The organism is Brucella sp. NBRC 12950 (assembly GCF_030268145.1).
GTDB lineage: Bacteria > Pseudomonadota > Alphaproteobacteria > Rhizobiales > Rhizobiaceae > Brucella.
In genome coordinates this window covers 350,829-374,670 of record NZ_BSQC01000004.1, presented here as the reverse complement: position 1 = coordinate 374,670, position 23,842 = coordinate 350,829, and the positions used below count along the sequence as shown (strand labels likewise).

Below are 23,842 nucleotides of genomic sequence, written 5' to 3'. Positions count from 1 at the left end.
CCTGCAATCCTATATAGGAACTATATTCTCGGTGAACTGTTTGTGCCTGCACGACAGAAACTGTCAAGTCGAAGCCTCATATGCTTCACCGAAGGGTGATCTGAATATCCGAAAGGAAGAAGCGATGTCTGCCGCAAGCAAGCAGGGAACCACGGGCAAGAACGATCTGGTAATCGCAGGCGGCGGCTATGTCGGCCTCGTTACCGCCGTTGCGGTTAAATCGGCAGCTCCGCATCTTTCAGTTACCGTCATCGACGGCGCACCGGCAGGCGCATGGAAGAACGACCCGCGTGCATCCTCCATTGCAGCAGCTGCTTCGCGTATGCTCGACAAGCTATGCTGCTGGCAGGAAATCGTCACCGACGCACAGCCCATCACAGAAATGGTCGTCACCGATTCCCGCACCTCCGATCCGGTACGACCTGTCTTCCTAACCTTCTCTGGCGACGTGAACCCGGGCGAGCCTTTTGCCCATATGGTTGAAAACCGTGTGCTCAACACCGCCCTTCACAGACAAGCAGATGCACTCGGCATCACCTTCATCGAAGGCATGAGCGTCGAGAATTTTGAAACCAATCCTGAATCGGTTGCCGTGAAGCTGGCCAATGGTGAAACACTCATCACCCGCCTGCTGATTGCCGCAGACGGCGCAAAATCGCGCCTGCGCGACATTGCTGGCATCAAGACCGTCAACTGGGACTATGACCAATCGGGCATCGTCTGCAACGTCGCCCATGAGCGCCCGCATGGTGGTCGTGCTGATGAGCATTTCCTGCCCGCAGGTCCATTTGCCATCCTGCCACTGAAGGGCAATCGCAGCTCGCTCGTCTGGACGGAACGCACAGCCGATGCCGAACGCCTTATCCGCGAAGATGATTTCATCTTTGAGACCGAACTTGAGCAGCGTTTCGGTCATCGTCTTGGCGCGCTAACGGTTGAGGGTCCGCGCCGCGCCTTTCCGCTTGGCCTCACACTGGCCCGCGAATTCGTCAAGCCACGCTTTGCACTTGTGGGTGATGCAGCCCACCGCATCCACCCGATTGCCGGTCAGGGCCTCAATCTCGGTTTCCGTGATGCGGCAGCCATTGCCGAAGTTATCGTCGAAACTGATCGCCTTGGCCTCGACATCGGCTCTTTCGCAGCGCTCGAGCGCTATCAGGCATGGCGCCGCTTCGACACGGTGCAGATGGGTGTCACAACCGACGTACTGACCAAACTGTTCTCCAACGACAATCCGGCAGTCCGCACCATTCGCGACATTGGACTGGGTCTTGTTGACCGCGTTCCAAGCCTCAAATCGTTTTTCATAAAACAGGCGGCAGGTCTTTCGGGGGATACACCACGTCTTTTACAGGGCGAAGCGATTTAAAGCATTTCCAGCAAAAGTGGGAACCGGTTTTGCGTCGGATAATGCGTAAAAAAAATAGTTACAGCGGTTCCAACGATTCAGCCTTAACTAGAACCGCTCTCAGCTTCACACGCGGACTGGAAAAAGCTCCCATTTCTGCTAAAAAAGCAAGACTGAGCATAGGCGTGGGGGCCTCGGGGCATGCATACCAATGAGCGATTGATCGACGGGCTCCTGCAGTTGCAGGCAGGCTTGTGGTCAACGGAATGCGTTCACAAACTATCCAAAATTGCAGGCGCACTAGCCATTATCGCCGCTATGGCAGCCGCCATCATCTATTCAGTCGTAAAGCCCGACCAGAACTGGGATATGATCCCTTATATCGCAACAGCGCTGGAAAACCGCTATCCCGATGCGACCCAACTGCATACGGAAACATGGCGGCAAGTCGCAGAAGTGACGCCGGAAGGCGAGCTGCAAGCGCTGAAATACGGTGGAGACTATCGAAGCGCCCAGTGGGTAAGCCCCGATAATTTCAAATCGCAGCTCGTCATGTACCGCGTCAAAGCGAGCTATATTCAGCTTCTGCGCTGGCTGGAACCCTATACAGGGCTGGTCCGTGGCGGCCACCTCATCAGCATCTCAGCAGCGTTCGCTACCGGACTGCTGATGCTTTGGCTGCTTGGCAGCTATAATGCGCTTCAGGCCGGGCTCCTGGTTGGACCCGCGCTTTTACTGGCCGGTTATGGCCCAATAACATCAGCGGTCTTTCCGGACATCGCCATGGCAGCGCTTTCCTTCGCCGCCATTTTCGCCATTCTGCGCGAGCGTGACTGGCTGGGTGCCTTGCTGCTCGTGCTATCTTTCACAATCCGTCCAGACAACATCATCATGATCTTTGCTCTGCTGATCACAGCAGTTCTGTTCGGCTGGCGTAAACTTCCACTGCTGATCGCCTTTGCGGCCTGCATCGTGGCAGGCCTGATGATGGAAAAAGCCGCCGGACATCCCGGCTGGTGGGCGCATCTTTATTTCACCTGCATCGAGATGCAGAGTTCCATGACTGGATTTAAGCCAGATTTTTCGGTCGTTCTGCTCGTCAAAGCCTATATTCGGGGGATCATTCTGGCGCTTTATCTCGAAAGCTGGCCTTCCATGCTGTTGCTGGCACTGGTCGCTTGGGCAGCGATGGCGAAAGCCGGCATTAAAGCCGATATTCCTCGATTGAATGGTATCGTCTTTGCCATGGTCATCGGAATTCTCGGCAAGTTTGTTTACTTTCCGATGCCCTATGATCGCTTTTTCTTCAACATGATCATCATCATCATTCTGATGCTGTCACTGGCATGGGCAGTCGATACAAACCGTAAGTTTGCCCAAAACTGACACTGGAAGCCATGGGAAGCCGCCCTATCTGGTTGGAAGAAACCAATCGAGAGGAGCTTCCCCATGGACAGAAAAGCAACCGCAGTCTGGAAAGGTACACTCAAAGACGGCAAAGGCACGCTCAATACCCAGAGCGGTGCGCTGAAAGACCTGCCCTATGATTTCAAGGCGCGCTTCGAAGATGAAAGCGGCCGCGCAGGCACCAACCCAGAAGAGCTTCTCGGTGCCGCCCACGCAGGTTGCTTCGCTATGCAGCTGTCAGCCCTGCTTACCGAACACGGCACGCCACCAGAAAAACTCGACGCGACAGCAGCCGTAACAGTCGGCCCCGCTGCAGGTGGTGGCTTTGCAATCTCCCGCAGTGCATTGACGCTCAGTGCAATCATTCCCGGCATATCTGAGGAAGATTTTGCAAACCTTGCCAAGAAAGCAAAAGAATCCTGCCCGCTTTCGAAAGCACTGGGTGCAATCGAAGTAACACTGGACGCTAAGCTGGTTTGATCAACAAAAGCGGGCCTAGCCCGCTTTTTTATTCCGGAAGATGGCAGACGGCTTCGATATTATGGCCGTCAGGATCGGTTACAAAGGCTGCATAATAATCGGGATGATAATGTTCCCGCAAACCGGGCTTGCCGTTGTCACTCCCCCCTGCAGCGAGTGCCGCTTCATAAAAGCGATCTACCTCAGAGCGGGTTCCTGCCGAGAAAGCGACATGAAGAACGCCCTCCAGCTTTGAACCTTTCTGCTTGCCGATCCAGAATTCCGGCTTTCCGTTGCGGCCATAGCCGACCCAATCTCCGAATTCCATCGCTCGCGTGATACCCAGCGGCGCTAAAGCCGCATCATAGAAAGCACGGGATTTTGGCATACTGGAAATGTTGAAACCGATATGATCAAGCATGAAAGACCTTTAAAGCCGAAACACTGCATTGATTAGATCAGATATCGGCGAAACAGCAAAGATCAAGGATCGGTTGCGCTACATATAAAGGAAAAGGGAGGCATGAGCCTCCCTTTCCGTCGATTATAAAAACACGTTTTACACGCGGCGCTCGACCATCATCTTCTTGATTTCGGCAATCGCCTTGGCAGGGTTGAGACCCTTCGGGCAGGTTTGCGCGCAGTTCATGATCGTATGGCAGCGATACAGGCGGAACGGATCTTCGAGATTATCGAGACGTTCGCCCTTGGCTTCGTCGCGGCTGTCGATCAGCCAGCGATAGGCCTGAAGTAGAACAGCTGGTCCGAGGTAACGGTCGCCATTCCACCAGTAGCTGGGGCACGAGGTCGAGCAGCAGGCGCAGAGAATGCACTCGTAAAGACCATCGAGTTTCTGACGATCTTCGTGGCTCTGCAGCCATTCCTTCTGCGGCTCTGGCGAAACCGTCTTGAGCCAAGGCTCAATCGAACGGTGCTGAGCATAGAAGTTGCTGAGATCAGGCACCAGATCCTTCACCACCGGCATATGCGGCAGCGGGTAGACCTTGATGGAACCCTTGATCTCGTCCATGCCCTTGGTGCAGGCGAGCGTGTTGGCGCCATCGATGTTCATTGCGCAGGAGCCACAAATGCCCTCACGGCACGAACGGCGCAGCGTCAACGTCGGATCGATCTTGTTCTTGATGTAGAGAAGACCGTCGAGCACCATCGGGCCGCAATCATCGCGATCGATATAATAGGTATCGATGCTTGGATTTGCGTCGTCATCCGGCGACCAGCGATAAATGCGGAACTCCGTTACATTCTTGGCACCATCTGGACGCGGCCAGGTCTTGCCTTCCTGCATACGGGAGTTCTTGGGAAGTGCGAGTTCAACCATTGCTCATTCCCTCGATCAGTAAACGCGCTTCTTAGGCGCGATCTTGGCCAGGCTGATGCCGCCTTCTTCCTCGGTCGTCAGCGGATCGAGATGAACAGGGCGGTAATCAAGCTTCACGTCGCCATTTGGCGACAGCCAGGAAAGGGTGTGTTTACGCCATTCGGCGTCGTTACGGTCCGGGAAATCCTCATGCGCATGTGCGCCGCGGCTTTCTTGACGGGCTTCAGCCGAAACGACTGTCACCATCGCGTTAGCCATCAGGTTTTCCAGTTCCAGCGTCTCAACCAAATCAGAGTTCCAGATCATCGAACGGTCAGAGACCTTGATGTCCGGCAGTTCTTTCCAGATCTCCGCCATACGTGCAACACCCTGCTTAAGCGACTCGTCCGTACGGAACACGGCAGCGTCTTCCTGCATGGTGCGCTGCATCTTTTCGCGCAGTTCTGCGGTTGGCGTCGAACCGTTGGCATAACGAAGACGATGGAAGCGATCCATGATCGTTTCAACCGCTGTTTCGTTGATGTCTGGAATTTTCGCAGCGCGGTCGATGACTTCGCCAGCGCGGATTGCAGCCGCACGGCCAAACACCACAAGGTCGATCAGCGAGTTGGAGCCGAGACGGTTTGCACCGTGCACGGAAGCGCAACCTGCTTCACCCACAGCCATCAGGCCCGGCTGAACGCGGTCAGGATCTTCTTGCGTCGGGTTCAGCACTTCACCCCAATAGTTGGTTGGAATGCCGCCCATATTGTAGTGAACGGTTGGGAGAACCGGGATCGGTTCCTTGGTCACATCGACGCCTGCGAAAATCTTGGCCGACTCGGAAATGCCCGGCAGACGTTCATGCAGAACAGCTGGATCAAGATGGTCGAGATGCAGGTAGATGTGGTCTTTGTTCTTGCCAACGCCGCGACCGGCGCGGATCTCCATGGTCATGCAGCGTGAGACAACGTCACGTGAAGCAAGATCCTTGGCGGAAGGCGCGTAACGCTCCATGAAGCGTTCGCCTTCGGAATTGACCAGATAGCCACCTTCACCGCGTGCGCCTTCAGTAATCAGGCAGCCCGCACCATAAATGCCAGTTGGATGGAACTGAACGAATTCCATGTCCTGAAGCGGAAGGCCAGCGCGTGCTGCCATGCCACCGCCGTCGCCGGTGCAGGTATGGGCCGAGGTTGCCGAGAAATAGGAACGGCCATAACCGCCCGTCGCCAAAACCACCATCTTGGCGGCAAAGCGATGGATTGTACCGTCATCGAGGTTCCAGGCGACAACGCCGGTGCAAACGCCATCAGTCATGATGAGATCAAGCGCGAAATATTCGATGAAGAACTGCGCGTTGTTTCTCAGCGACTGGCCGTAAAGCGTGTGCAGGATCGCGTGGCCGGTACGGTCAGCAGCAGCACAGGTGCGCTGAACCGGAGGGCCGTCGCCGAAGTTCTGCATGTGGCCACCGAACGGGCGCTGATAGATCTTGCCTTCTTCGGTACGCGAGAAAGGCACACCGTAATGCTCCAGTTCGTAAACCGCAGCAGGCGCTTCACGCGCCAGATATTCCATTGCGTCGGTATCGCCCAGCCAGTCCGATCCCTTGACGGTATCGTACATATGCCACTGCCAGCTATCCGGGCCCATGTTCTTGAGCGAGGCGGCGATGCCACCCTGTGCTGCAACCGTATGCGAACGGGTTGGGAAGACCTTGGTGATGCAAGCGGTTTTGAAACCCTGCTCAGCCATGCCGAGCGTTGCACGCAGACCTGCGCCACCGGCACCAACGACAACAACGTCGAACTTGTGATCTACAAACTTGTAGTTCTTTTCGCCCGCAGCACTGGCCGCGTTTTTTTCTGCACTAGCCATCGGGCTATCAACCTCCGAAGCTCAGCTTGAGGATCGCATAGACGCAAGCCACGCCAACAACAACCGTGAAGAAGGTGTTGAGCATGACGAGCAGGACCTTCAGGCCTTCGCCGTGAATGTAATCTTCAATAATAACCTGCATGCCAAGACGCATGTGGTAAACGCCGGTCAGCACGAACAGCGCCATCACCAGAGCGGTGAACGGATGCGCCAGAACGGATTTCACTTCCGCATAGCTTGCGCCATGAAGCGAAATAACCAGACCGATGAAAAACAGAACCAGCGGGACGAGTGCCACAGCACTCATACGCTGAAACCAGAAATGGCCGGTGCCTTCTTTGGCCGAGCCCAGACCGCGAACCTTGCCGAGAGGTGTACGCATATCGTTCATGTCAGAACTCCTTTCAGCGCACTGCGAAAGCAACAACCCAGACAAGGATCGTTGCAGGCAGCGAGAAGGCCAGCGTCAGCCAGGCAATTTTGCTGGCCGTGTGCTTTTCAAGTCCGGCACCCATGTCCCAGATGAAATGGCGTACGCCGCCGGCCAGATGGTGCAGAAGCGCCCAGGTATAGCCGAACAGAACCAGATAGCCGATCCATGAACTATAGACCCAGCTCACCATGTTGAACGCATCTTCGCCGATTGCAGCGGCAATCAGCCATGCGGCGAGAAGAAGGGTTCCGAAATAAAGTGCGCCGCCGGTGATACGATGGATGATGGACATCGTCATCGTGATCTTTGGTCGATAGATCGACAAATGCGGCGACAAAGGACGCTGACGCGTAGCGGTCGGTTGTGTCATGGCTCTCGTGGGCTTCCCTGACGTTTCTACCCATTTCATCTTGCCCAGCTCTTGCTGGCACAATGAAATGAATGGCCGGTTCATTTGGATCGTCGTGCGTCCGGATAGACGTACAAAGGACGCTCCAACTTCTTGAATCTACGCATCGTGCTTTCCAAAAATCAGAAACGATTTTTGGGCCGATGCTGTAAAACCGAGTTCGATGTCGCTCACAACGCAGGAAACGGAATTTTCGATCCTGCGCCGGCACGACCCAGAAAATGTGGCTGGATCGTGCTACACGACCCTATGTGGCGCTTTCTACTGCGCTTTTACCACCACGTCAAAGAAGCTTTTTCACGAAAAGACTAACAATTGGTCGCACCTCGACGACACATTCGCGTGATTTCGGATTTTAAACGATTGAAGTCCGAAATCTCGAAAAACATGTGTAATTTCATCCACTTTTGCGGATAAGCCTAGTTCCCGAAGCGAATCACGTAACTGGACCAGTCGGCAGCAGCTGCAATCTGCTCGTAGAGCTTGCGACCATCCTCCGGTACACGGGGCGCATTAAGGACAAGCTTGGACCAGCTGCGTTCTTCTGCCTTATCAGCAAGCAGATCAATCAGCGCCTTTGCGATGCCTTTGCCGCGATGATCGTGGTGTACATAAATATGGTCAACCTGACCGGCGCGCAGACCTGAGACCGGCTCCGGAAGATCGTAGAAGATCACGAAGCCGACCAGATTGCCATCAACACGCGCACCCAGTATCTCGGTAGCGCGATCCTGCAGGAGATGCTCGGCATAGAATTCATCCGGACGACGCGGCGCGCCACGCTTCAATGCCTGCGCGTAGCTTGCGAGCAGTGCCGAGAACTCATGGGCATCTCGCAGGTGAAGAAGCGCAATATCGACGGCATGATCTGTGGTCATGAGCAATCTTTCCCTCAAACATATTTCCAGAAATCGGAAACATCTCAATTGTAGACGAGAGCTGGGTGTAGACAAGAGCCCGCCCAAAGGTAAAGCGCATTGCTTGCGAAATCAGATCAGCTTGCGACCATTGCCGGTTCCCCGGAACTCCACGACATTGTCGTCCAGCATCATCGGCAAAGCCGTGCGAACGCAATTTCGACCATTCTTCTTGGCCTCGTAAAGCGCTCCGTCTGCCCGCTTGTAGACATCGGAAAAGAAGTCGTCGAACTCCATTTCCGTGACCCCGAAGCTGACCGCAAATGCCACATCCCCTGAAGCGCCGGGCAGCGTGATATCGGCACAGGCCAATCGCGCCCGCTCTGCAAAGCGCCATGCCGACTGGATCGTGTGTCCGGGAAGCAGCACGGCAAACTCCTCACCACCCATTCGCGCAGCAATACCGCCCTTGGACGCCGCCGACCTGCGAAGTTCATCAGCAAAAGCTGCAATCACGCGATCACCGAGAGCATGACCGTGCGTGTCGTTGATCAATTTGAAATAATCAATATCGCAGACGATCAGCGAAAGAGCCTGCCGCATCCGCTTGGATTTTTCGATTGCAGCCTCGGCTCTGAATTCAAAACCACGGCGATTGAGGAGACCGGAAAGCTGATCCGTTTCCGAGCGAAGCGTCACATCGGAAATCAGCTCACCCATCAGGCAGAGCAGCAAGAGAAGTCCTGCCGCTACCGAAAGACCGGCACCAATCGACTGAACCAGCAACGCATAATCTGTTCTGACATAGTCGTCAGGATCAACACCCACGCCGCCAACCAGCGAAGCCAGTACGGGCTTGATAAGAAAATGAATGGCACTGATCGTAAACAAACCTGCCATCAGCCCATCAAGCGTACCCCACGACCGACCGAATGGACGGCTTTTAGCGCGAGCACTCAATCGCCCTCGCATGATGACCCAGACAGCCAGCATCAATGTGAGGAAGTAAGGCGACTGATAAAGAATGCGACCCAGCATTTCGCTGCGCGCAATGTCGTAAATGCCATAGACCAGCGACAGCGAACCGACGAGCAGCAACCCCAATGGAAACCATGGAACGGGTGACGAATACATCCGCGCAAGGCCGATTACCAGACAGGCAAGCGTCATGAAATAGGTGGCAAAACCCAGCATGTAACCAAGCTTGGCACTTGGTATCGAGGGGATCAGCAGTTCTGTCAAAAAGTAGAGCATCGCGAAAACGAAGCCCAATGCGAAAATCGGCGCCGCTGTGTTATCGCGTGCAAAAGCCGCGATACCCAGAAAGGTAAACGCAAACAGACCGGAAACGGTCATATTGATCAGCAGTATAAACTCTGCTCCGTCCATCCGTGCTTTCCGGCCCCTGCCTGCGAAGCCAATGCGGCCCGCATTCCCCAATTCTAAGCCCCGCAAATTCCGCCGTTTTCAGCGAAACAGAAGAATGATTTTCACCTTATAGCCCTTATACATCCAAAGCATGAAAAAGCAGCTAATTTAGTAAACAAACCGGTCTGCGATGAGCCTCTCGCACATATGACAAAAGCCGCCGGATCACTCCGGCGGCTTTTTAAAACTTGCTCACGAAATAGCTTAGTTCCAGTCGCGAATATCGACGAAGTGACCGGCGATGGCTGCAGCCGCTGCCATGGCAGGCGACACAAGATGCGTGCGGCCCTTGAAGCCCTGACGGCCTTCGAAGTTGCGGTTCGAGGTCGAAGCGCAACGTTCACCCGGCTTCAGGCGGTCGTCGTTCATAGCAAGGCACATCGAGCAGCCCGGCTCGCGCCAGTCAAAACCTGCTTCGATGAAAATCTTGTCGAGGCCTTCAGCTTCCGCCTGCTCCTTCACAAGCCCCGAACCCGGAACGATCATCGCGTTAACGCCATTAGCAACCTTCTTGCCAGCGGCCATACGGGCAGCGTCACGAAGATCTTCGATACGACCGTTGGTGCATGAGCCGATGAACACGCGATCAATCTTGATGTCGGTCATCTTGGTGCCTGGCTTCAGGCCCATATAATCGAGCGCACGCCACTTGGATGCACGCTTGGTTTCGTCTTTAATCTCGTCCGGGTTAGGGACGATGTCCGTGACGAAGACGACGTCTTCAGGCGACGAGCCCCAGGATACAACCGGCGAAATCTTGGCAGCGTCCAGCTCAACGATCTTGTCGAAATGCGCGCCTTCATCAGAATGCAGCGTCTTCCAGTAGCCGATAGCCTGTTCCAGCGCTTCGCCCTTCGGTGCGCGCGGCTTACCCTGCACATAAGCGAAGGTTGTTTCGTCCGGTGCGATCAGACCAGCGCGTGCGCCGCCTTCAATCGACATATTGCAGACGGTCATGCGACCTTCCATCGACAGCGAGCGAATGGCGCTGCCTGCATATTCGATTACATAGCCGGTACCACCTGCGGTGCCGATTTCGCCGATGATGGCGAGCGTGATGTCCTTGGCAGTGACGCCCGAGGCCAGTTCACCTTCAACACGCACCAGCATGTTCTTGGCTTTCTTCTGGATCAGCGTCTGAGTCGCAAGCACATGCTCGACTTCCGACGTACCAATACCATGCGCCAGCGAGCCGAAAGCCCCGTGAGTCGACGTGTGGCTGTCGCCGCAAACAATCGTCATGCCCGGCAGCGTGAAGCCCTGTTCCGGACCAACAATGTGCACAACGCCCTGACGGCGGTCACGCTCGGAGTAATATTCAACGTTGAAGTCAGCAGCGTTTTTGGCCAGAGCCTCAACCTGAATGCGGCTTTCTTCGTTCTTGATGCCGTTCACGCGGTCTTTCGACGTTGGAACGTTGTGATCGACAACAGCCAGCGTCTTTTCAGGATGACGCACCTGACGACCTGCCATACGCAGACCTTCAAAAGCCTGCGGGCTTGTCACTTCGTGCACAAGATGGCGATCAATATAAAGGAGGCAGGTACCATCGTCCTGCTGATCCACTACATGGTCGTCCCAGATCTTGTCATAAAGTGTACGCGGCGCGCTCATTGCGAGGTTCCTTTGAACGGTTCTTAATTAGGCTGTCATATGCACCCGCCGCTTCATTTCGTCAAGAAACACAAACCGCAACAGGGTGTCGCAGTAACAATCTTGCGCAATGTTGGCGAAATTATGCGATATGTTACGCAGCCTTTTGGCTTTTGCAAATAAAAAAGGCGGTCTAAAGACCGCCTTTTTCAGATTCTTGCAGAGAGGCGCTTATTCAGCAGCAGTCTTTGCAGCTTCTGCCTTAGCAGCAGCGGCCTTATCGGCTTCGCGTTCTGCCTTGGTGCGGTTGTCTTTCTTCTCAGCAATACGTGCAGCCTTACCGGTGAGGCCACGAAGGTAGTAAAGCTTCGCGCGACGGACCTTACCGCGGCGAACGAGTTCAACGCCTTCAACGATTGGCGAGTAAACTGGGAATACGCGCTCTACGCCTTCGCCGTAAGAAATCTTGCGAACGGTGAAGTTTTCGTTGATGCCAGCGCCGGAGCGGGCGATGCAGACGCCTTCATAGGCCTGAACGCGGGTACGCGTACCTTCGGTAACGCGAACCTGAACGCGAACGGTATCACCTGGCTGGAAATCTGGAAGCTTGCGCTTTTCTTCGATCTTTGCTGCCTGTTCGGCTTCAAGCTGACGAATAATGTCGGTCATCATCTGACTCCTTTACGAATTCTTCTCAAACAGTCAGAGCGCTCTGCACTTGCCACCAAGCACTTAAGGCCTTGTGGGTATGCCCGAAAAATCAGGCAGGAGCGGTACACCATCTATTGGTTTAAAGATGTCGGGTTTTCCCGAACTGGCGCGGCAATACACCATTGCTGCAAATGAATCAATATCAGCGCTGCGAAATCGCTATTTCCCGCCAATCCGCCCAAGATGCGTATCCTGAAAACCGGTTCCATACTTCAAGCCAAAGCCAAGCGCGCGATCAACGCCGATATGAACCGCCCAGATGAGCGCAACCGCAAAGCAAAGCGGCCAGCTCATGGCCCAGCCGAGCACCGCCACAAGCACAACACCAATCCAGCTATGCGCGATGTTATAGACAACAGCGCCGGTACGCGGACCTTTGAGATAGGCAAAGAACGACAGGTCAGGCGCAAGGATGAGAATCGCAAAAAGCCACCAGCTTGCACCGCTCACCCAATATGCACCCAGCGCCAGCAGCGCGAGGGAAAGACTTTCGAGCCGCTGGATCAGGTTCATTTGCGTTTGCCCTCACGATACGCTTCCCAAAGATCAGGGCGCCGTTGCTTTGTGATGCGTTCCGCCTCAGCATGACGCCATTTATCAATCGCACCATGATTGCCGGAGGTGAGAATTTCAGGGATCGAACGGTCTTCCCATACCTGCGGGCGGGTATAATGCGGATGTTCCAGAAGCCCGGTTTCGAAGCTTTCTGTTTCGCCGGATTCCCGATTACCCATCACGCCCGGCAGAAGCCGCACAATCGCATCCAGCAGAACGATAGCCGCAGTCTCGCCACCCGATAAGATATAATCGCCGATGGAAATCTCTTCGAGCGCGCGTCCTTCGATCACCCGTTCATCGACGCCTTCAAAACGGCCACAAAGAATAATAGCACCCGGACCGTCAGCAAGCTCGCGCACGCGCTTTTGTGTGAGCGGCGCGCCGCGTGGGCTCATCAGCAGCATCGGGCGATCATCAGCCACCGAATCGAGTGCCCGTGCCACCACATCCGGCTTCATCACCATGCCTGCGCCGCCGCCCGATGGCGTGTCATCCACCATGCGATGCTTGCCTTCGGCAAAGTCACGAATCTGCACTGTATCGAGCGACCATGTGTTTTCTGCGAGTGCCTTGCCCGCAAGCGAGACGCCCAAAGGACCAGGAAACATCTCGGGATAAAGCGTCAGCACCGAGGCATGAAAACCCGGCACAACCTTATCCGTATCAGACTGTTCACTCATGGCTTCTTTGGTCGCTTCTGTTCATTCTTCTCATCGTTCTGTGGCTTGCCGCGCTCATTTAACGGATTGTCGTCATCATCCGCGATAAGTCCGGCCGCATAAGGCTCAACCCGAATTGTGCCTGCCTCAAAATCGATCTCAGGAACTGCAGCTTCGGTAAACGGGATCAGCATCGGACGCTTGCCCTTGAGGCTCAGCTCGATCAGGTCGCCACCACCGAAATCGAAAACAGCACTCACAACCCCGTAAGATTTGCCGTCAGCATCAAGCGCTTCAAGGCCAATCAGATCGGTTTGAAAGAATTCGTCTTCATCAAGCTCGTCATCAGGCAGCTGCGAACGGTCGATGAAAAGCTCGGTACCGTTCAGCGCTTCGGCAGCATTGCGATCATTGATGCCCTTGAAGCGTACAACAATCACATTCTTCGCAGAGCGGGCTTCCAGCACTTCATAAGCCTTACCCTGCGTATCATAGAGCTGGCCGTAATCAGCAACTGCTAGCGGATCGTCGGTAAATGTCTTGACCCTGACTTCGCCACGTATGCCATGGGCGGCTCCGATAACGGCAAGCTGGATTGGGTTTTCTGGACGCGGCATGAATAATTCCGTGATTAGATACAATTTCTAATCGCTTACCCAATTTCCTGTAAAAACGCCAAGAAAAACGAAAAGCGGCTTCTTTACTGCCCGGCAACCTATCACTGTCAGACTGTAATAACCGCAACTCAAACAGCGAATCCCGACCATGACAAGCAAAGCCGAATTCCTTATCCCTGCCCGCGCCGATCTTGCGGCAGCGCGCGAGGAATGGCTGAAATCGCTCAAAGACATGCGCCGTCTGTCGGAAAACACTGTTGAAGCCTATGAGCGTGATACCCGCCAGTTCCTGCAATTTTTGACCGGCCATCTCGGCGAACCACCTTCGATCAAGGACATCGGAAATCTGCGCGTCGCTGATTTGCGTTCATATCTGGCCAACCGCCGGAATGACGGGGCCGGTGCTCGCACACTCGGACGCGGACTTGCTGGCATTCGCTCACTGCTGCGGCATCTGGAAAAGCTTGGACTGGTCAATGCCGCAGGCGCGAGTGCCATGCGTGCGCCGCGCCAGCCAAAATCGCTGCCAAAGCCGTTAACGGCAGAAGATGCCCGTCGCGTCGTCGCTGCCGATGGCCAGATGGCGGAGGAGCCATGGATCGCAGCGCGCAATGCTGCCGTTCTCACACTGCTTTATGGTTGCGGCCTTCGCATTTCAGAAGCACTCGGCCTTGCAGGCGATGCGTTAAACGACGCATCTGTGCTTTCGATCACAATCACCGGTAAGGGCGGCAAATCCCGTATGGTCCCGCTGCTGCCAGCTGTGCATCGCGCTGTCGCCCAGTATCGCGCGTTGTGCCCATTTGATCTCTCTGCCGACAAACCTTTGTTCAGAGGCGCCAAGGGCGGAGAACTTCACGCTGCCATCATCCAGCGCGAAATGCAGAAATTACGCGCCGGTCTCGGCCTTCCCGACACTGCCACCCCGCACGCACTTCGCCATTCCTTTGCCACGCATCTGCTTGGCCGCGGCGGTGATCTGCGCACAATTCAGGAACTGCTTGGCCACGCGAGCCTCTCGACCACGCAGGTCTATACCGGCGTCGATACGGCTCGGCTTCTTGATGTTTACGACAAAGCGCATCCTCGCGCTTAATCAGGGGTGTCATCCAACCCTAACCATCCTATATTCACTTCATGAAAAAGCTGTTCTTCCTTTTTGCCTGTGCCCTCATCGTCAGTTCAGCCAATGCGCGTGCGCAAAGCACTGACGCCGCCTGCTCCCCGCATGGGGTCAATCTGATTGATGGTCTGGACAAAAAGGACCCCAAGCTCTGGTCCGAGCTTCAGGCAGAAGCGGCAGAAATGCCTAATCATAAGGGTATCTTCTGGAAAATCGAGAAAGACGGCCTCGAACCGTCTTATCTGTTCGGGACCATCCATCTGAGTGATCCGCGCGTAATGGCCCTGCCCGACGCTGTGACCAAAGCCTATGACGACGCTGACAAGATTGTGGTCGAAGCAACCGACATTGTCGATCAGAAAGCCTTTCTGCGGGTTAAAGTTGAACATCCCGAACTGATCCAGTTTACCGATGGCTCAACGTTGCAATCGCATCTGCCCAAGGATCGGCTTAAAGAGATCGACAAGAAGTTGGAAGCGCGCGGTATCATTCTGGGTGCCGTCGGCAAGATGAAGCCGTGGATCATCACCAGCCTGTTGGCCCTGCCCAAATGCGAACGGCAAAGAAAGCTGGAAGGGGCAGACTTCCTCGACGGCTATCTGATTACGGAAGCGCAGGATCAAGGCCGAACCGTCATCGGTCTTGAAAGTGCAGTTGAGCAGCTTGAGGCGATGAACCGGCTTCCGCTTGATTTCCATATCCGCAACCTGATTTCCGCTGCCCAATATGGCGACAATATCGAAGACGCCATGGAAACCACGATTGCACTCTATCTTCAGGGTGAAATCGGCATGATCATGCCCGCATTGCGGAAAATCGTGCCCGACAGTCTGTCCAAGGAAGACTACGATCTTTTCCAGAAAGTCTTGCTTACAGACCGTAACCACATCATGGCGCAACGCGCGGCCCCCGTCCTTGCCAATGGTAACGCCTTTATCGCCGTCGGTGCCCTGCATCTGCCCGGAGAGGAAGGACTGGTAGAACTGCTGCGTGCGCAGGGCTATAGGCTCACAGCAATGTAAGCGCATGTCCAGAAGTGGAACCATCCCGGCCTGCTCGCGTTAGACTTTCCAATGGTTGCAACCAACTGGAGGAGAGCAAATGGTTGACCCACTCGATCCACGCAACGATCCACTAAACAATCCGCGTCACGCTGATCCAATGGCCGACCCGGTTGCCAGACCGCCACAACCCCGAGGCAGCAGCGGTATTTTGCTTGCGGTCATCCTGATCGCTGCAATTCTGATCCTGGGCTATTTCTTCTATCGAGGCGGCGGCTCCACAGATACGGCTGCACCGCCACCACCGCCAGCAGCACAGGGCGAAACAACAACGCCACCAGCAGCACCGCCTGCAACACCACCGGCACAGAACTAACCCTATGAAAAAGGCCCGCTTTCGCGGGCCTTTCTGCATCCGGATAAACCCGGAAATTACGTGTGACCACGATTACATGTGAATTGGCTTGGCAAAGGTTGCCAAGGCAGATTCGCGAACCGCTTCCGACATGGTTGGATGCGCGTGGCAGGTGCGTGCAAGATCTTCGGAAGAACCACCGAATTCCATCAGTACGGCCAGCTCATGGATCATTTCACCGGCATTGTAGCCGAGGATATGAGCGCCCAGAACGCGATCCGTTGCCTTGTCGGCGAGGATCTTCACAAAGCCGTCTGTGTGCAGCATGGCGCGTGCGCGACCGTTTGCAGTGAACGGGAACTTGCCGATCTTGTATTCAATTCCAGCGGCTTTCAGCTCTTCTTCGGTCTTGCCGACGGAGGCTACTTCCGGCTGCGTGTAAACAACGCTTGGAATGACGTCGAAGTTTACGTGTCCTGCCTGACCAGCGATGATTTCAGCAACGGCAATGCCTTCATCTTCGGCCTTGTGTGCGAGCATCGGGCCCTGAACCACGTCACCGATGGCATAGATGCCTTCGACATTGGTGCGCCAGTGACCATCGATTGCAACGCGACCGCGGTCATCGACATTCACGCCAGCTTCCTGCAGACCAAGACCATCCGTGTATGGACGACGACCCGTCGAAATCAAAACCGCATCGGCATCAATGGTTTCAGCATCGCCACCCTTGACCGGCTCAAAAGTCACTTTCGCGCCCTTTCCAGCCTTTTCAACACCAGTAACCTTTGCGCTCAGCTTGAAGGCAATGCCCTGCTTTTCGAGAAGACGCTGGAACTGCTTGGATACTTCGCCGTCCATCGCACCCAGAACCTTGTCGAGATATTCAACAACGGTCACTTTTGCGCCAAGACGTGCCCAGACGGAACCAAGCTCCAGACCAATCACACCACCGCCAACAACAACCAGATGACCCGGCACCTTGTCGAAAGCAATCGCACCGGTTGACGACACGATGACCTTCTCGTCGATGTCGACCTTGACGCCCGGAATGCCGGCAACATCAGAACCAGTTGCGATGATGATGTTCTTACCTTCGATTTCCTGAACGCTACCGTCTTCGGCAGTCACGGAAACCTTGCCCTTGGCGACGATCTTGCCGGTGCCGATGTAAGGCGTGATCTTGTTCTTCTTGAACAGGAACTCAACGCCAGACGTGTTCGACTTAACGGTCGCGTCCTTGTGAGCCAGCATCTTTTCGAGATTGAGCTTTGGCTTGCTGATTTCAACGCCCAGCGTATCGAACGAGTGACCGGCTTCGGCAAACACTTCAGACGCATGAAGCAGCGCCTTGGAAGGAATGCAGCCAACATTGAGACAGGTGCCGCCAAAGGTCTTGCGCTTTTCGACTACGGCCACCGAAAGGCCAAGCTGTGCGGCCTTGATTGCGGCTACATAACCGCCGGGGCCGGTACCAATGACAACCACATCATAAGACATTGAACTATCCTTCTTCAGTCTGATCCAGAATGACCAGCAATGGCCATTAAACTTTTATAAGATCGGCGATCCGATCATTCTTCTTCAGGCGAGCACGACTTGAAACGGAAGCTTTCAAATTGAAGCGCCTTTTCTGGTTTCGCTGCGCCAAAATCATATCCGTCAAGCGCTGTTGCCAGATCGGGAAACAGAATTGCCTGCGCGGCCGGCTCATCGGCCTTTGGCAGCACATCCGCTTCCGCGCCTTCCTTCAGCGCATAGACAACGCTCTGCCAGAGGCTGCAATCATCGAGGTCTTCCGGTTCGGTGCCCCCATTCTTGCAGTTATAGGTAATGAGCGCATAGGGGCGTGCAACCCCTTCTTCCGGCCAAATGACGAGACCTGAGAGTTTGAACTCCGGCTTGTCATCAGCGGTAATCGTGAATTCATTGGTCGGTGCCGGGGTCATCTTGAGCGCATTGGACTGCACGGCATGGAAAGTCAGCGTGTATGCATCGCCCTGATCGCGATAGACTGCACGGTTCTGCGTACAGGCGGCCTGAACGGCGCTTGAGAAAACCGTCACGGCAAGAGCTGATGCCGCCACCACTTTGAAGAGCTTCTTAACGTCATGCATCTGTCGGTTCTCCTCGTATTCCCGGCAGTGATTACTGCGCTTTCGCTCTGTTACTGTGCTTTTGCAATGGCAAGTTTCAGACCAAGTGCAATGAAAACCACACCACTTGTTCTGTCGATCCATTTGGAGGCGCGCGAAAAAACCGCGCGCATCTTTGGCGTCGTCATAAAAAGGCTGACACCGATAAACCATGAAATCAATGCCGTGGCCATCACCACGCCATAGCCAAGCTTCACTTCAGTCGGAGTATGAAGGCTCACAACCGTCGAGAAAATCGAAAGGAAGAAGAATACGGCCTTGGGGTTAAGCGCATTGGCGGCAAAGCCCAGACTGAAAGCCTTGAGCGCGCTCTGCTTGCGCTGCTGGTCCTGTGCGCTCATATCGATATCGATCTTCGTCGTACCAGCACGCAGTGCCTTGATGCCGATATAGACCAGATAGGCCACACCGCACCATTTCACGATATTGAAGAGATAGATCGACTGGGAAATGATCAGCCCAAGACCAAGCACCGTATAGGTGACATGCATCATGAAGGCCGCGCCAATACCAAAGCTGGTAATGATTGCCTCGCGACGCCCCTGCATCAGTGACTGGCGGATAACCATGGCGAGATCAGCGCCCGGCGAAACGATGGCAAAGACGAAGATCGCCATCAGGGATGCAAGTTCAAACAGATAGGGATGCATCACTTTTCCTCGCCCCGCATCTCAGGGATGCAGGCAACCGTCAAAAAACCAGATTGAAAAACATGAGTGCAAGCCCGGCCAGCGAACCGATCCAGACGAGCGAGCGGATATAAGGAATACCCGCCAGATAAAGTGGCACATAGATGATGCGGCAGGCAAACCAGACCCAAGCACCATAAAGTCCGAAACCTGCTGCATCGCCCTTGAACACAAGTGCAAGTGCAAGTGCTATAAATGCGGGGTAGGTCTCGCGGAAATTGGCGGAAGCACGTTCCGCGCGACCAGCCAGATGGCCGGAGGGCTTACGCCCTTCATCACGCGGACCCGCATTCCATTGGGAGCCGAGTTCCTTCGTCGCCGTCCAGCCCTGCAGGAGGATATGAACCACCAGCAGAACCACACTCCAGCCGATCAGCGGGAGAAAAGGCGACGCGGAAAAGATACCCGGCTCCATAGCTCTATTCCTTACAGGTCAAGAACCAGACGCTCTGGATCTTCCAGGCTTTCCTTGACGCGAACGAGGAAGGTCACTGCTTCCTTGCCGTCAACAATGCGGTGATCATAGCTGAGAGCCAGATACATCATCGGACGGATGACGATCTGACCGCCGACGACAACCGGACGATCCTGGATCTTGTGCATGCCGAGAATACCCGACTGCGGCGAGTTGAGGATCGGCGAAGACATCAGCGAGCCGTACACACCACCATTGGTGATGGTGAAGGTGCCGCCCTGCATATCAGCCATCGAGAGCGAACCGTCGCGTGCAGCTTTTGCAAGACGACCCAGTTCCTTTTCAACGCCAGCGATCGAACGCTGATCGGCATCGCGGATGACAGGAACAACAAGGCCCTTGTCGGTGCCGACAGCCATGCCGACGTGAGCAAAGTTCTTGTAGATGATGTCAGTGCCGTCGATCTCGGCGTTAACAGCCGGGATTTCCTTCAGCGCATGGGTCACGGCCTTCGTGAAGAAGCCCATGAAGCCGAGCTTGACGCCATGCTTCTTCTCGAAGATGTCCTTGTAACGCGAACGCAGTTCCATCACCGCAGACATGTCGACTTCGTTGTAAGTCGTCAGCATCGCAGCGGTATTCTGGGCGTCCTTGAGGCGCTTGGCAATGGTCTGGCGCAGACGGGTCATCTTCACGCGTTCTTCGCGTGGTGCATCGTCAGCCGACGAAGCAGGACGTGCAGCGGCAGCAGGAGCCTGAGCGGCTGGAGCAGCCGAAACACCCTTAGCAATTGCGTCGAGAACGTCACCCTTGAGAACCTGACCGCGCTTGCCCGAACCTTCAACCTGATCAGCGGAAAGGCCGTTTTCAGAAAGAAGCTTGGAGGCAGCAGGCGCAGGCTGCATTGCCGGACCCGACGATGTCGACGCAACAGGAGCTGCCGCAGCCGGAGCAGCAGCTGCTGCTGGCTTGGCTTCTTCCTTCTTAGGAGCGGTCGCAGCACCTGCGCCAGAAATCTGGCCGAGCAGTGCGTTCACTTCAACCGTGTCGCCTTCCTGTGCCACGATTTCGGCCAGTACGCCCGCAGCCGCAGCTGGAACTTCCACTGTTACCTTGTCGGTTTCCAGTTCCACCAGAGGTTCATCGACAGCGATAGCATCGCCGACCTTCTTGAACCACTTTCCGATGGTTGCCTCAGTAACGGACTCCCCAAGCGTGGGAACGCGAATTTCGGTAGCCATGGTTTCTTCTTCCGTTGATCTTCGATCTTTAGATTTGATTTCAATTCAAGCTGGAAGCAGCTTTTCCAAACCGCTCCCCGCTGAAAATTAAATTAGTTTCCCAGCGCATCCTCGAGGAAAGCCTCGAGCTGTGCAAGGTGCTTCGACATCAGGCCGGTTGCAGGCGATGCCGCAGCCGGACGACCGGTGTAACGAACGCGCTGATGCTTGGCGTCGATGTGAGCGAGAACCCATTCGAGATACGGATCGATGAACGACCACGCACCCATGTTCTTCGGTTCTTCCTGACACCAGACGATTTCCGCATGACGGAAGCGCGACAACTCGTTGATGAGCGCCTTGGCAGGGAACGGATAAAGCTGTTCCACGCGCAGCAGGTAGACATCGTCGATGCCACGCTTTTCGCGCTCTTCGTAAAGATCGTAATAGACCTTACCCGAGCACAGAACGACGCGGCGGATCTTGGCATCCTTCTGAAGCTTGATACCATCGCCCTTGTTGTACTGTGCGTCATCCCAAAGCAGACGGTGGAACGATGAATCGCCCGACAGTTCGTTGAGGCTCGAAACAGCACGCTTATGGCGCAGCAGCGACTTCGGCGTCATCATGATGAGCGGCTTACGGAAGTCACGCTTCATTTGACGGCGCAGAATGTGGAAGTAGTTAGCCGGCGTCGTGACGTTTGCGACCTGCATGTTGTCTTCCGCACACATCTGCAACCAGCGTTCCAGACGAGCCGAGGAATGTTCAGGACCCTGACCTTCAAAGCCATGCGGCAGAAGGCAGACGAGACCCGACATACGCAGCCACTTGCGTTCACCAGACGAGATGAACTGATCGAAGACGACCTGAGCACCGTTGGCGAAGTCACCGAACTGGGCTTCCCAGAGAACCAGAGCGCGCGGATCGGACAGCGAATAACCGTATTCGTAGCCAAGTACCGCTTCTTCCGAAAGCATCGAGTTGATGGCTTCGTAGATCGCCTGACCCTTCTGAATGTTGTTCAGAGGGATATAGCGGTTCTGGGTTTCCTGATCATAGAGGACCGTGTGACGCTGCGAGAAGGTGCCGCGCTCCACGTCCTGACCGGACAGACGGATCGGGCTGCCTTCGGAAACCAGCGAACCGAATGCCAGCGATTCAGCCGTTGCCCAATCGAGGCCTTCACCGGTTTCGATCATCTTGGCGCGGTTGTCGAGGAAGCGCTGAATGGTGCGATGAACATTGAATTCCTTTGGCACTTCAACGAGCTTCTTGCCGATTTCTTTCAGCGTCTTGATCGGAACACCGGTTTTGCCACGGCGCTGTTCGTCGGCATTGTCTGCCGTGCGCAGGCCAGCCCAGGCACCGTCCAGCCAGTCAGCCTTGTTCGGCTTGTAGCTCTGACCGGCTTCAAATTCCTGTTCAAGCTTTTCGCGCCATTCAGCCTTCATCTTGTCGATGTCAGCCTGAGCGAGAAGACCTTCAGCAATCAGCTTGTCGCTGTAAAGCTGAACAGTTGTCTTGTGCGCGCGGATTTCCTTATACATCAACGGCTGGGTGAATGAAGGCTCATCACCTTCATTGTGGCCGAAGCGGCGGTAGCAGAACATGTCGATGACCACCGGCTTATGGAAGGTCATGCGGAATTCCATCGCAACCTTGGCTGCGAAGACAACAGCTTCCGGATCGTCACCATTGACGTGGAAAACAGGCGCTTCAACCATCTTTGCCACATCCGATGGATAAGGCGAAGAACGCGAGAAGGCCGGATTGGTGGTGAAGCCGATCTGGTTGTTGATGATGAAGTGCAGAGTACCGCCAACGCGGTGGCCTTTCAGACCCGAAAGACCGAGACACTCGGCAACAACACCCTGACCTGCGAAAGCGGCATCGCCGTGCAGAAGCAGCGGCAGAACCTTGGCGCGTTCCGTCAGCGGCACCATGTCGTCGCGGGTACGGCCAACAAGCAGGTCCTGCTTGGCGCGTGCCTTGCCCATGACAACCGGGTTGACGATTTCAAGATGTGACGGGTTTGCAGTTAGCGAAAGGTGAACCTTGTTGCCATCGAACTCGCGGTCCGACGATGCACCAAGATGGTACTTCACGTCGCCCGAACCTTCCACATCGTCAGGCGCATAGGAACCGCCCTTGAACTCGTGGAAGATTGCGCGATGCGGCTTGCCCATAACCTGGGAAAGCACGTTCAGACGACCGCGGTGTGCCATGCCGAGCACGACTTCCTTGAGGCCCATTTGACCGCCACGCTTGACGATCTGCTCCAGCGCCGGGATCAGCGATTCACCGCCATCAAGACCGAAACGCTTGGTGCCCTTGTACTTCACGTCGATGAACTGTTCGAAACCTTCAGCTTCGATCAGCTTCGACAGAATGGCCTTCTTGCCTTCAGCAGTGAAAGCATAGCCTTTGTCCGGACCTTCGATGCGTTCCTGAATCCAGGCCTTTTCGACCGGATCAGAGATGTGCATGAATTCTACGCCGATATTGCCGCAATAGGTGCGCTTGAGAATTTCAAGCATCTGCGGAACAGTCGCGTATTCAAGACCGAGAACGTTATCGATGAAGATCTTGCGATCGTAATCGGCAGGCGTGAAGCCATAGGTTGCCGGATCAAGTTCGCTAAAATCGTTTGGCTTTTCAGCAAGGCCAAGCGGATCGAGATTGGCATGAAGATGGCCACGCATACGGAATGCGCGGATCATCATGATGGCGCGAACGCTGTCGCGTGCAGCCTGTGCAATCTCTTCCGAAGTCAGTGCGGCAGCAGAAGCGGACTTGGCATCACCTTTTGCAGACTTGCCCTTGAGCTTGTCGGTCACATGCTTTTCGACTTCGGCCCAATTGCCGTCGAGTGCCGAGATTAACTCGCCATTGGCCTGAATTGGCCAGTTCTTGCGAGTCCAGCTTGCGCCCTGTGCGTTCTTACGCACATCGTCGGCATTGTCTTTCAGCTGTGCGAAGAAATCGCGCCATTCCTGATCAACCGAAGTGGGATCATCCTCGTACTTGGCATACAGCTCCTCGATATAGTCGGCATTGCCGCCATAGAGGAAAGAGGTAAGGGCGAAAACGTCGTTGGCTTGTTCTTGCCTTGCCATAACCTAATCCGGAGCCTCCGCTCCGTCTCCTTGTAGTAGCTCATCATGCGCGGGCCGGAAGCTTTTGACCTTCATCCCTCACGCCG

24 protein-coding genes are annotated in these 23,842 nt (G+C 55.1%); 6 read left to right on the top strand and 18 right to left on the bottom strand.

Annotated features, from left to right (window positions below):
- The first annotated feature begins 124 nt into the window (after positions 1-124).
- The 3 genes from QSJ70_RS09165 to QSJ70_RS09155 all read left to right on the top strand — a co-directional run bounded on the left by QSJ70_RS09165 (position 125) and on the right by QSJ70_RS09155 (position 3,235).
- A complete protein-coding gene (locus QSJ70_RS09165) occupies positions 125-1,369 on the top strand; it encodes a ubiquinone biosynthesis hydroxylase (protein ID WP_285535873.1) in 1,245 nt (414 codons plus the stop codon).
- 180 nt (positions 1,370-1,549) lie between these two features.
- Positions 1,550-2,734 carry a hypothetical protein gene (locus tag QSJ70_RS09160; protein WP_285535871.1) on the top strand — a complete coding sequence of 395 codons (1,185 nt, stop codon included), beginning with the start codon at positions 1,550-1,552 and terminating at the stop codon, positions 2,732-2,734.
- Positions 2,735-2,797: 63 nt separating this feature from the next.
- The gene (locus tag QSJ70_RS09155) at positions 2,798-3,235 is read left to right on the top strand and encodes an OsmC family protein (RefSeq protein WP_112807157.1); all 438 of its coding nucleotides are present in this window, start codon (positions 2,798-2,800) and stop codon (positions 3,233-3,235) included.
- A 28-nt stretch (positions 3,236-3,263) separates the two neighbouring features.
- Here the strand turns inward: QSJ70_RS09155 and QSJ70_RS09150 are convergent, their stop codons facing one another.
- The 12 genes from QSJ70_RS09150 to rimM all read right to left on the bottom strand — a co-directional run bounded on the left by QSJ70_RS09150 (position 3,264) and on the right by rimM (position 13,678).
- Entirely contained in the window at positions 3,264-3,635 is a 372-nt protein-coding gene (locus QSJ70_RS09150; RefSeq protein ID WP_007872173.1) for a VOC family protein, read from the bottom strand.
- Positions 3,636-3,773: 138 nt separating this feature from the next.
- Positions 3,774-4,553, bottom strand: coding sequence for a succinate dehydrogenase iron-sulfur subunit (locus QSJ70_RS09145; protein WP_007872174.1), 780 nt, complete (start codon positions 4,551-4,553; stop codon positions 3,774-3,776).
- Positions 4,554-4,568: 15 nt separating this feature from the next.
- Positions 4,569-6,413 (bottom strand): succinate dehydrogenase flavoprotein subunit, encoded by a 1,845-nt coding sequence (sdhA, locus tag QSJ70_RS09140; protein ID WP_194778965.1) that lies wholly within the window; start codon positions 6,411-6,413, stop codon positions 4,569-4,571.
- A gap of 7 nt (positions 6,414-6,420) precedes the next feature.
- Entirely contained in the window at positions 6,421-6,804 is a 384-nt protein-coding gene (gene sdhD, locus QSJ70_RS09135; protein ID WP_064322173.1) for a succinate dehydrogenase, hydrophobic membrane anchor protein, read from the bottom strand.
- A 13-nt stretch (positions 6,805-6,817) separates the two neighbouring features.
- The gene (gene sdhC / locus QSJ70_RS09130) at positions 6,818-7,216 is read right to left on the bottom strand and encodes a succinate dehydrogenase, cytochrome b556 subunit (RefSeq protein ID WP_079212418.1); all 399 of its coding nucleotides are present in this window, start codon (positions 7,214-7,216) and stop codon (positions 6,818-6,820) included.
- Between the two features lie 458 nt (positions 7,217-7,674).
- Positions 7,675-8,133 carry a GNAT family N-acetyltransferase gene (locus tag QSJ70_RS09125; RefSeq protein ID WP_007872181.1) on the bottom strand — a complete coding sequence of 153 codons (459 nt, stop codon included), beginning with the start codon at positions 8,131-8,133 and terminating at the stop codon, positions 7,675-7,677.
- A 111-nt stretch (positions 8,134-8,244) separates the two neighbouring features.
- Complete coding sequence (locus tag QSJ70_RS09120; RefSeq protein ID WP_112807153.1) at positions 8,245-9,501, bottom strand: GGDEF domain-containing protein; 1,257 nt, start codon at positions 9,499-9,501, stop codon at positions 8,245-8,247.
- A gap of 243 nt (positions 9,502-9,744) precedes the next feature.
- A complete protein-coding gene (leuC, locus tag QSJ70_RS09115; RefSeq protein ID WP_007872185.1) occupies positions 9,745-11,154 on the bottom strand; it encodes a 3-isopropylmalate dehydratase large subunit in 1,410 nt (469 codons plus the stop codon).
- Positions 11,155-11,364: 210 nt separating this feature from the next.
- A complete protein-coding gene (gene rplS, locus QSJ70_RS09110; RefSeq protein ID WP_215776639.1) occupies positions 11,365-11,802 on the bottom strand; it encodes a 50S ribosomal protein L19 in 438 nt (145 codons plus the stop codon).
- Positions 11,803-12,003: 201 nt separating this feature from the next.
- Positions 12,004-12,357 carry a DUF4260 domain-containing protein gene (locus tag QSJ70_RS09105; protein ID WP_007872192.1) on the bottom strand — a complete coding sequence of 118 codons (354 nt, stop codon included), beginning with the start codon at positions 12,355-12,357 and terminating at the stop codon, positions 12,004-12,006.
- Positions 12,354-13,082, bottom strand: coding sequence for a tRNA (guanosine(37)-N1)-methyltransferase TrmD (gene trmD / locus QSJ70_RS09100; protein ID WP_105519017.1), 729 nt, complete (start codon positions 13,080-13,082; stop codon positions 12,354-12,356). Before trmD ends, QSJ70_RS09105 begins: the two co-directional genes overlap by 4 nt.
- A complete protein-coding gene (gene rimM, locus QSJ70_RS09095) occupies positions 13,079-13,678 on the bottom strand; it encodes a ribosome maturation factor RimM (protein WP_285535858.1) in 600 nt (199 codons plus the stop codon). The genes trmD and rimM overlap by 4 nt, the downstream gene beginning before the upstream one ends.
- 148 nt (positions 13,679-13,826) lie before the next feature.
- Between rimM and QSJ70_RS09090 the strand changes: the two genes are divergently transcribed.
- The 3 genes from QSJ70_RS09090 to QSJ70_RS09080 all read left to right on the top strand — a co-directional run bounded on the left by QSJ70_RS09090 (position 13,827) and on the right by QSJ70_RS09080 (position 16,178).
- A complete protein-coding gene (locus QSJ70_RS09090; protein WP_007872200.1) occupies positions 13,827-14,774 on the top strand; it encodes a tyrosine recombinase XerC in 948 nt (315 codons plus the stop codon).
- Between the two features lie 41 nt (positions 14,775-14,815).
- Entirely contained in the window at positions 14,816-15,823 is a 1,008-nt protein-coding gene (locus QSJ70_RS09085) for a TraB/GumN family protein (protein WP_285535856.1), read from the top strand.
- A gap of 79 nt (positions 15,824-15,902) precedes the next feature.
- The gene (locus QSJ70_RS09080) at positions 15,903-16,178 is read left to right on the top strand and encodes a hypothetical protein (protein WP_007872205.1); all 276 of its coding nucleotides are present in this window, start codon (positions 15,903-15,905) and stop codon (positions 16,176-16,178) included.
- A gap of 72 nt (positions 16,179-16,250) precedes the next feature.
- On the opposite strand, the gene lpdA is transcribed toward QSJ70_RS09080, so the two are convergent.
- The 6 genes from lpdA to QSJ70_RS09050 all read right to left on the bottom strand — a co-directional run bounded on the left by lpdA (position 16,251) and on the right by QSJ70_RS09050 (position 23,756).
- Positions 16,251-17,657, bottom strand: coding sequence for a dihydrolipoyl dehydrogenase (gene lpdA, locus QSJ70_RS09075; protein WP_105519021.1), 1,407 nt, complete (start codon positions 17,655-17,657; stop codon positions 16,251-16,253).
- 74 nt (positions 17,658-17,731) lie between these two features.
- Positions 17,732-18,274 carry a hypothetical protein gene (locus tag QSJ70_RS09070; protein ID WP_007872210.1) on the bottom strand — a complete coding sequence of 181 codons (543 nt, stop codon included), beginning with the start codon at positions 18,272-18,274 and terminating at the stop codon, positions 17,732-17,734.
- Positions 18,275-18,324: 50 nt separating this feature from the next.
- Entirely contained in the window at positions 18,325-18,963 is a 639-nt protein-coding gene (locus QSJ70_RS09065) for a LysE family translocator (RefSeq protein WP_007872212.1), read from the bottom strand.
- A 40-nt stretch (positions 18,964-19,003) separates the two neighbouring features.
- Complete coding sequence (locus QSJ70_RS09060) at positions 19,004-19,417, bottom strand: MAPEG family protein (protein WP_007872214.1); 414 nt, start codon at positions 19,415-19,417, stop codon at positions 19,004-19,006.
- 11 nt (positions 19,418-19,428) lie between these two features.
- Positions 19,429-20,658 (bottom strand): 2-oxoglutarate dehydrogenase complex dihydrolipoyllysine-residue succinyltransferase, encoded by a 1,230-nt coding sequence (odhB, locus tag QSJ70_RS09055; protein WP_285535849.1) that lies wholly within the window; start codon positions 20,656-20,658, stop codon positions 19,429-19,431.
- Positions 20,659-20,750: 92 nt separating this feature from the next.
- On the bottom strand, positions 20,751-23,756 hold the full coding sequence (locus QSJ70_RS09050) for a 2-oxoglutarate dehydrogenase E1 component (protein ID WP_285535847.1): 3,006 nt from the start codon (positions 23,754-23,756) through the stop codon (positions 20,751-20,753).
- Positions 23,757-23,842 lie beyond the last annotated feature (86 nt).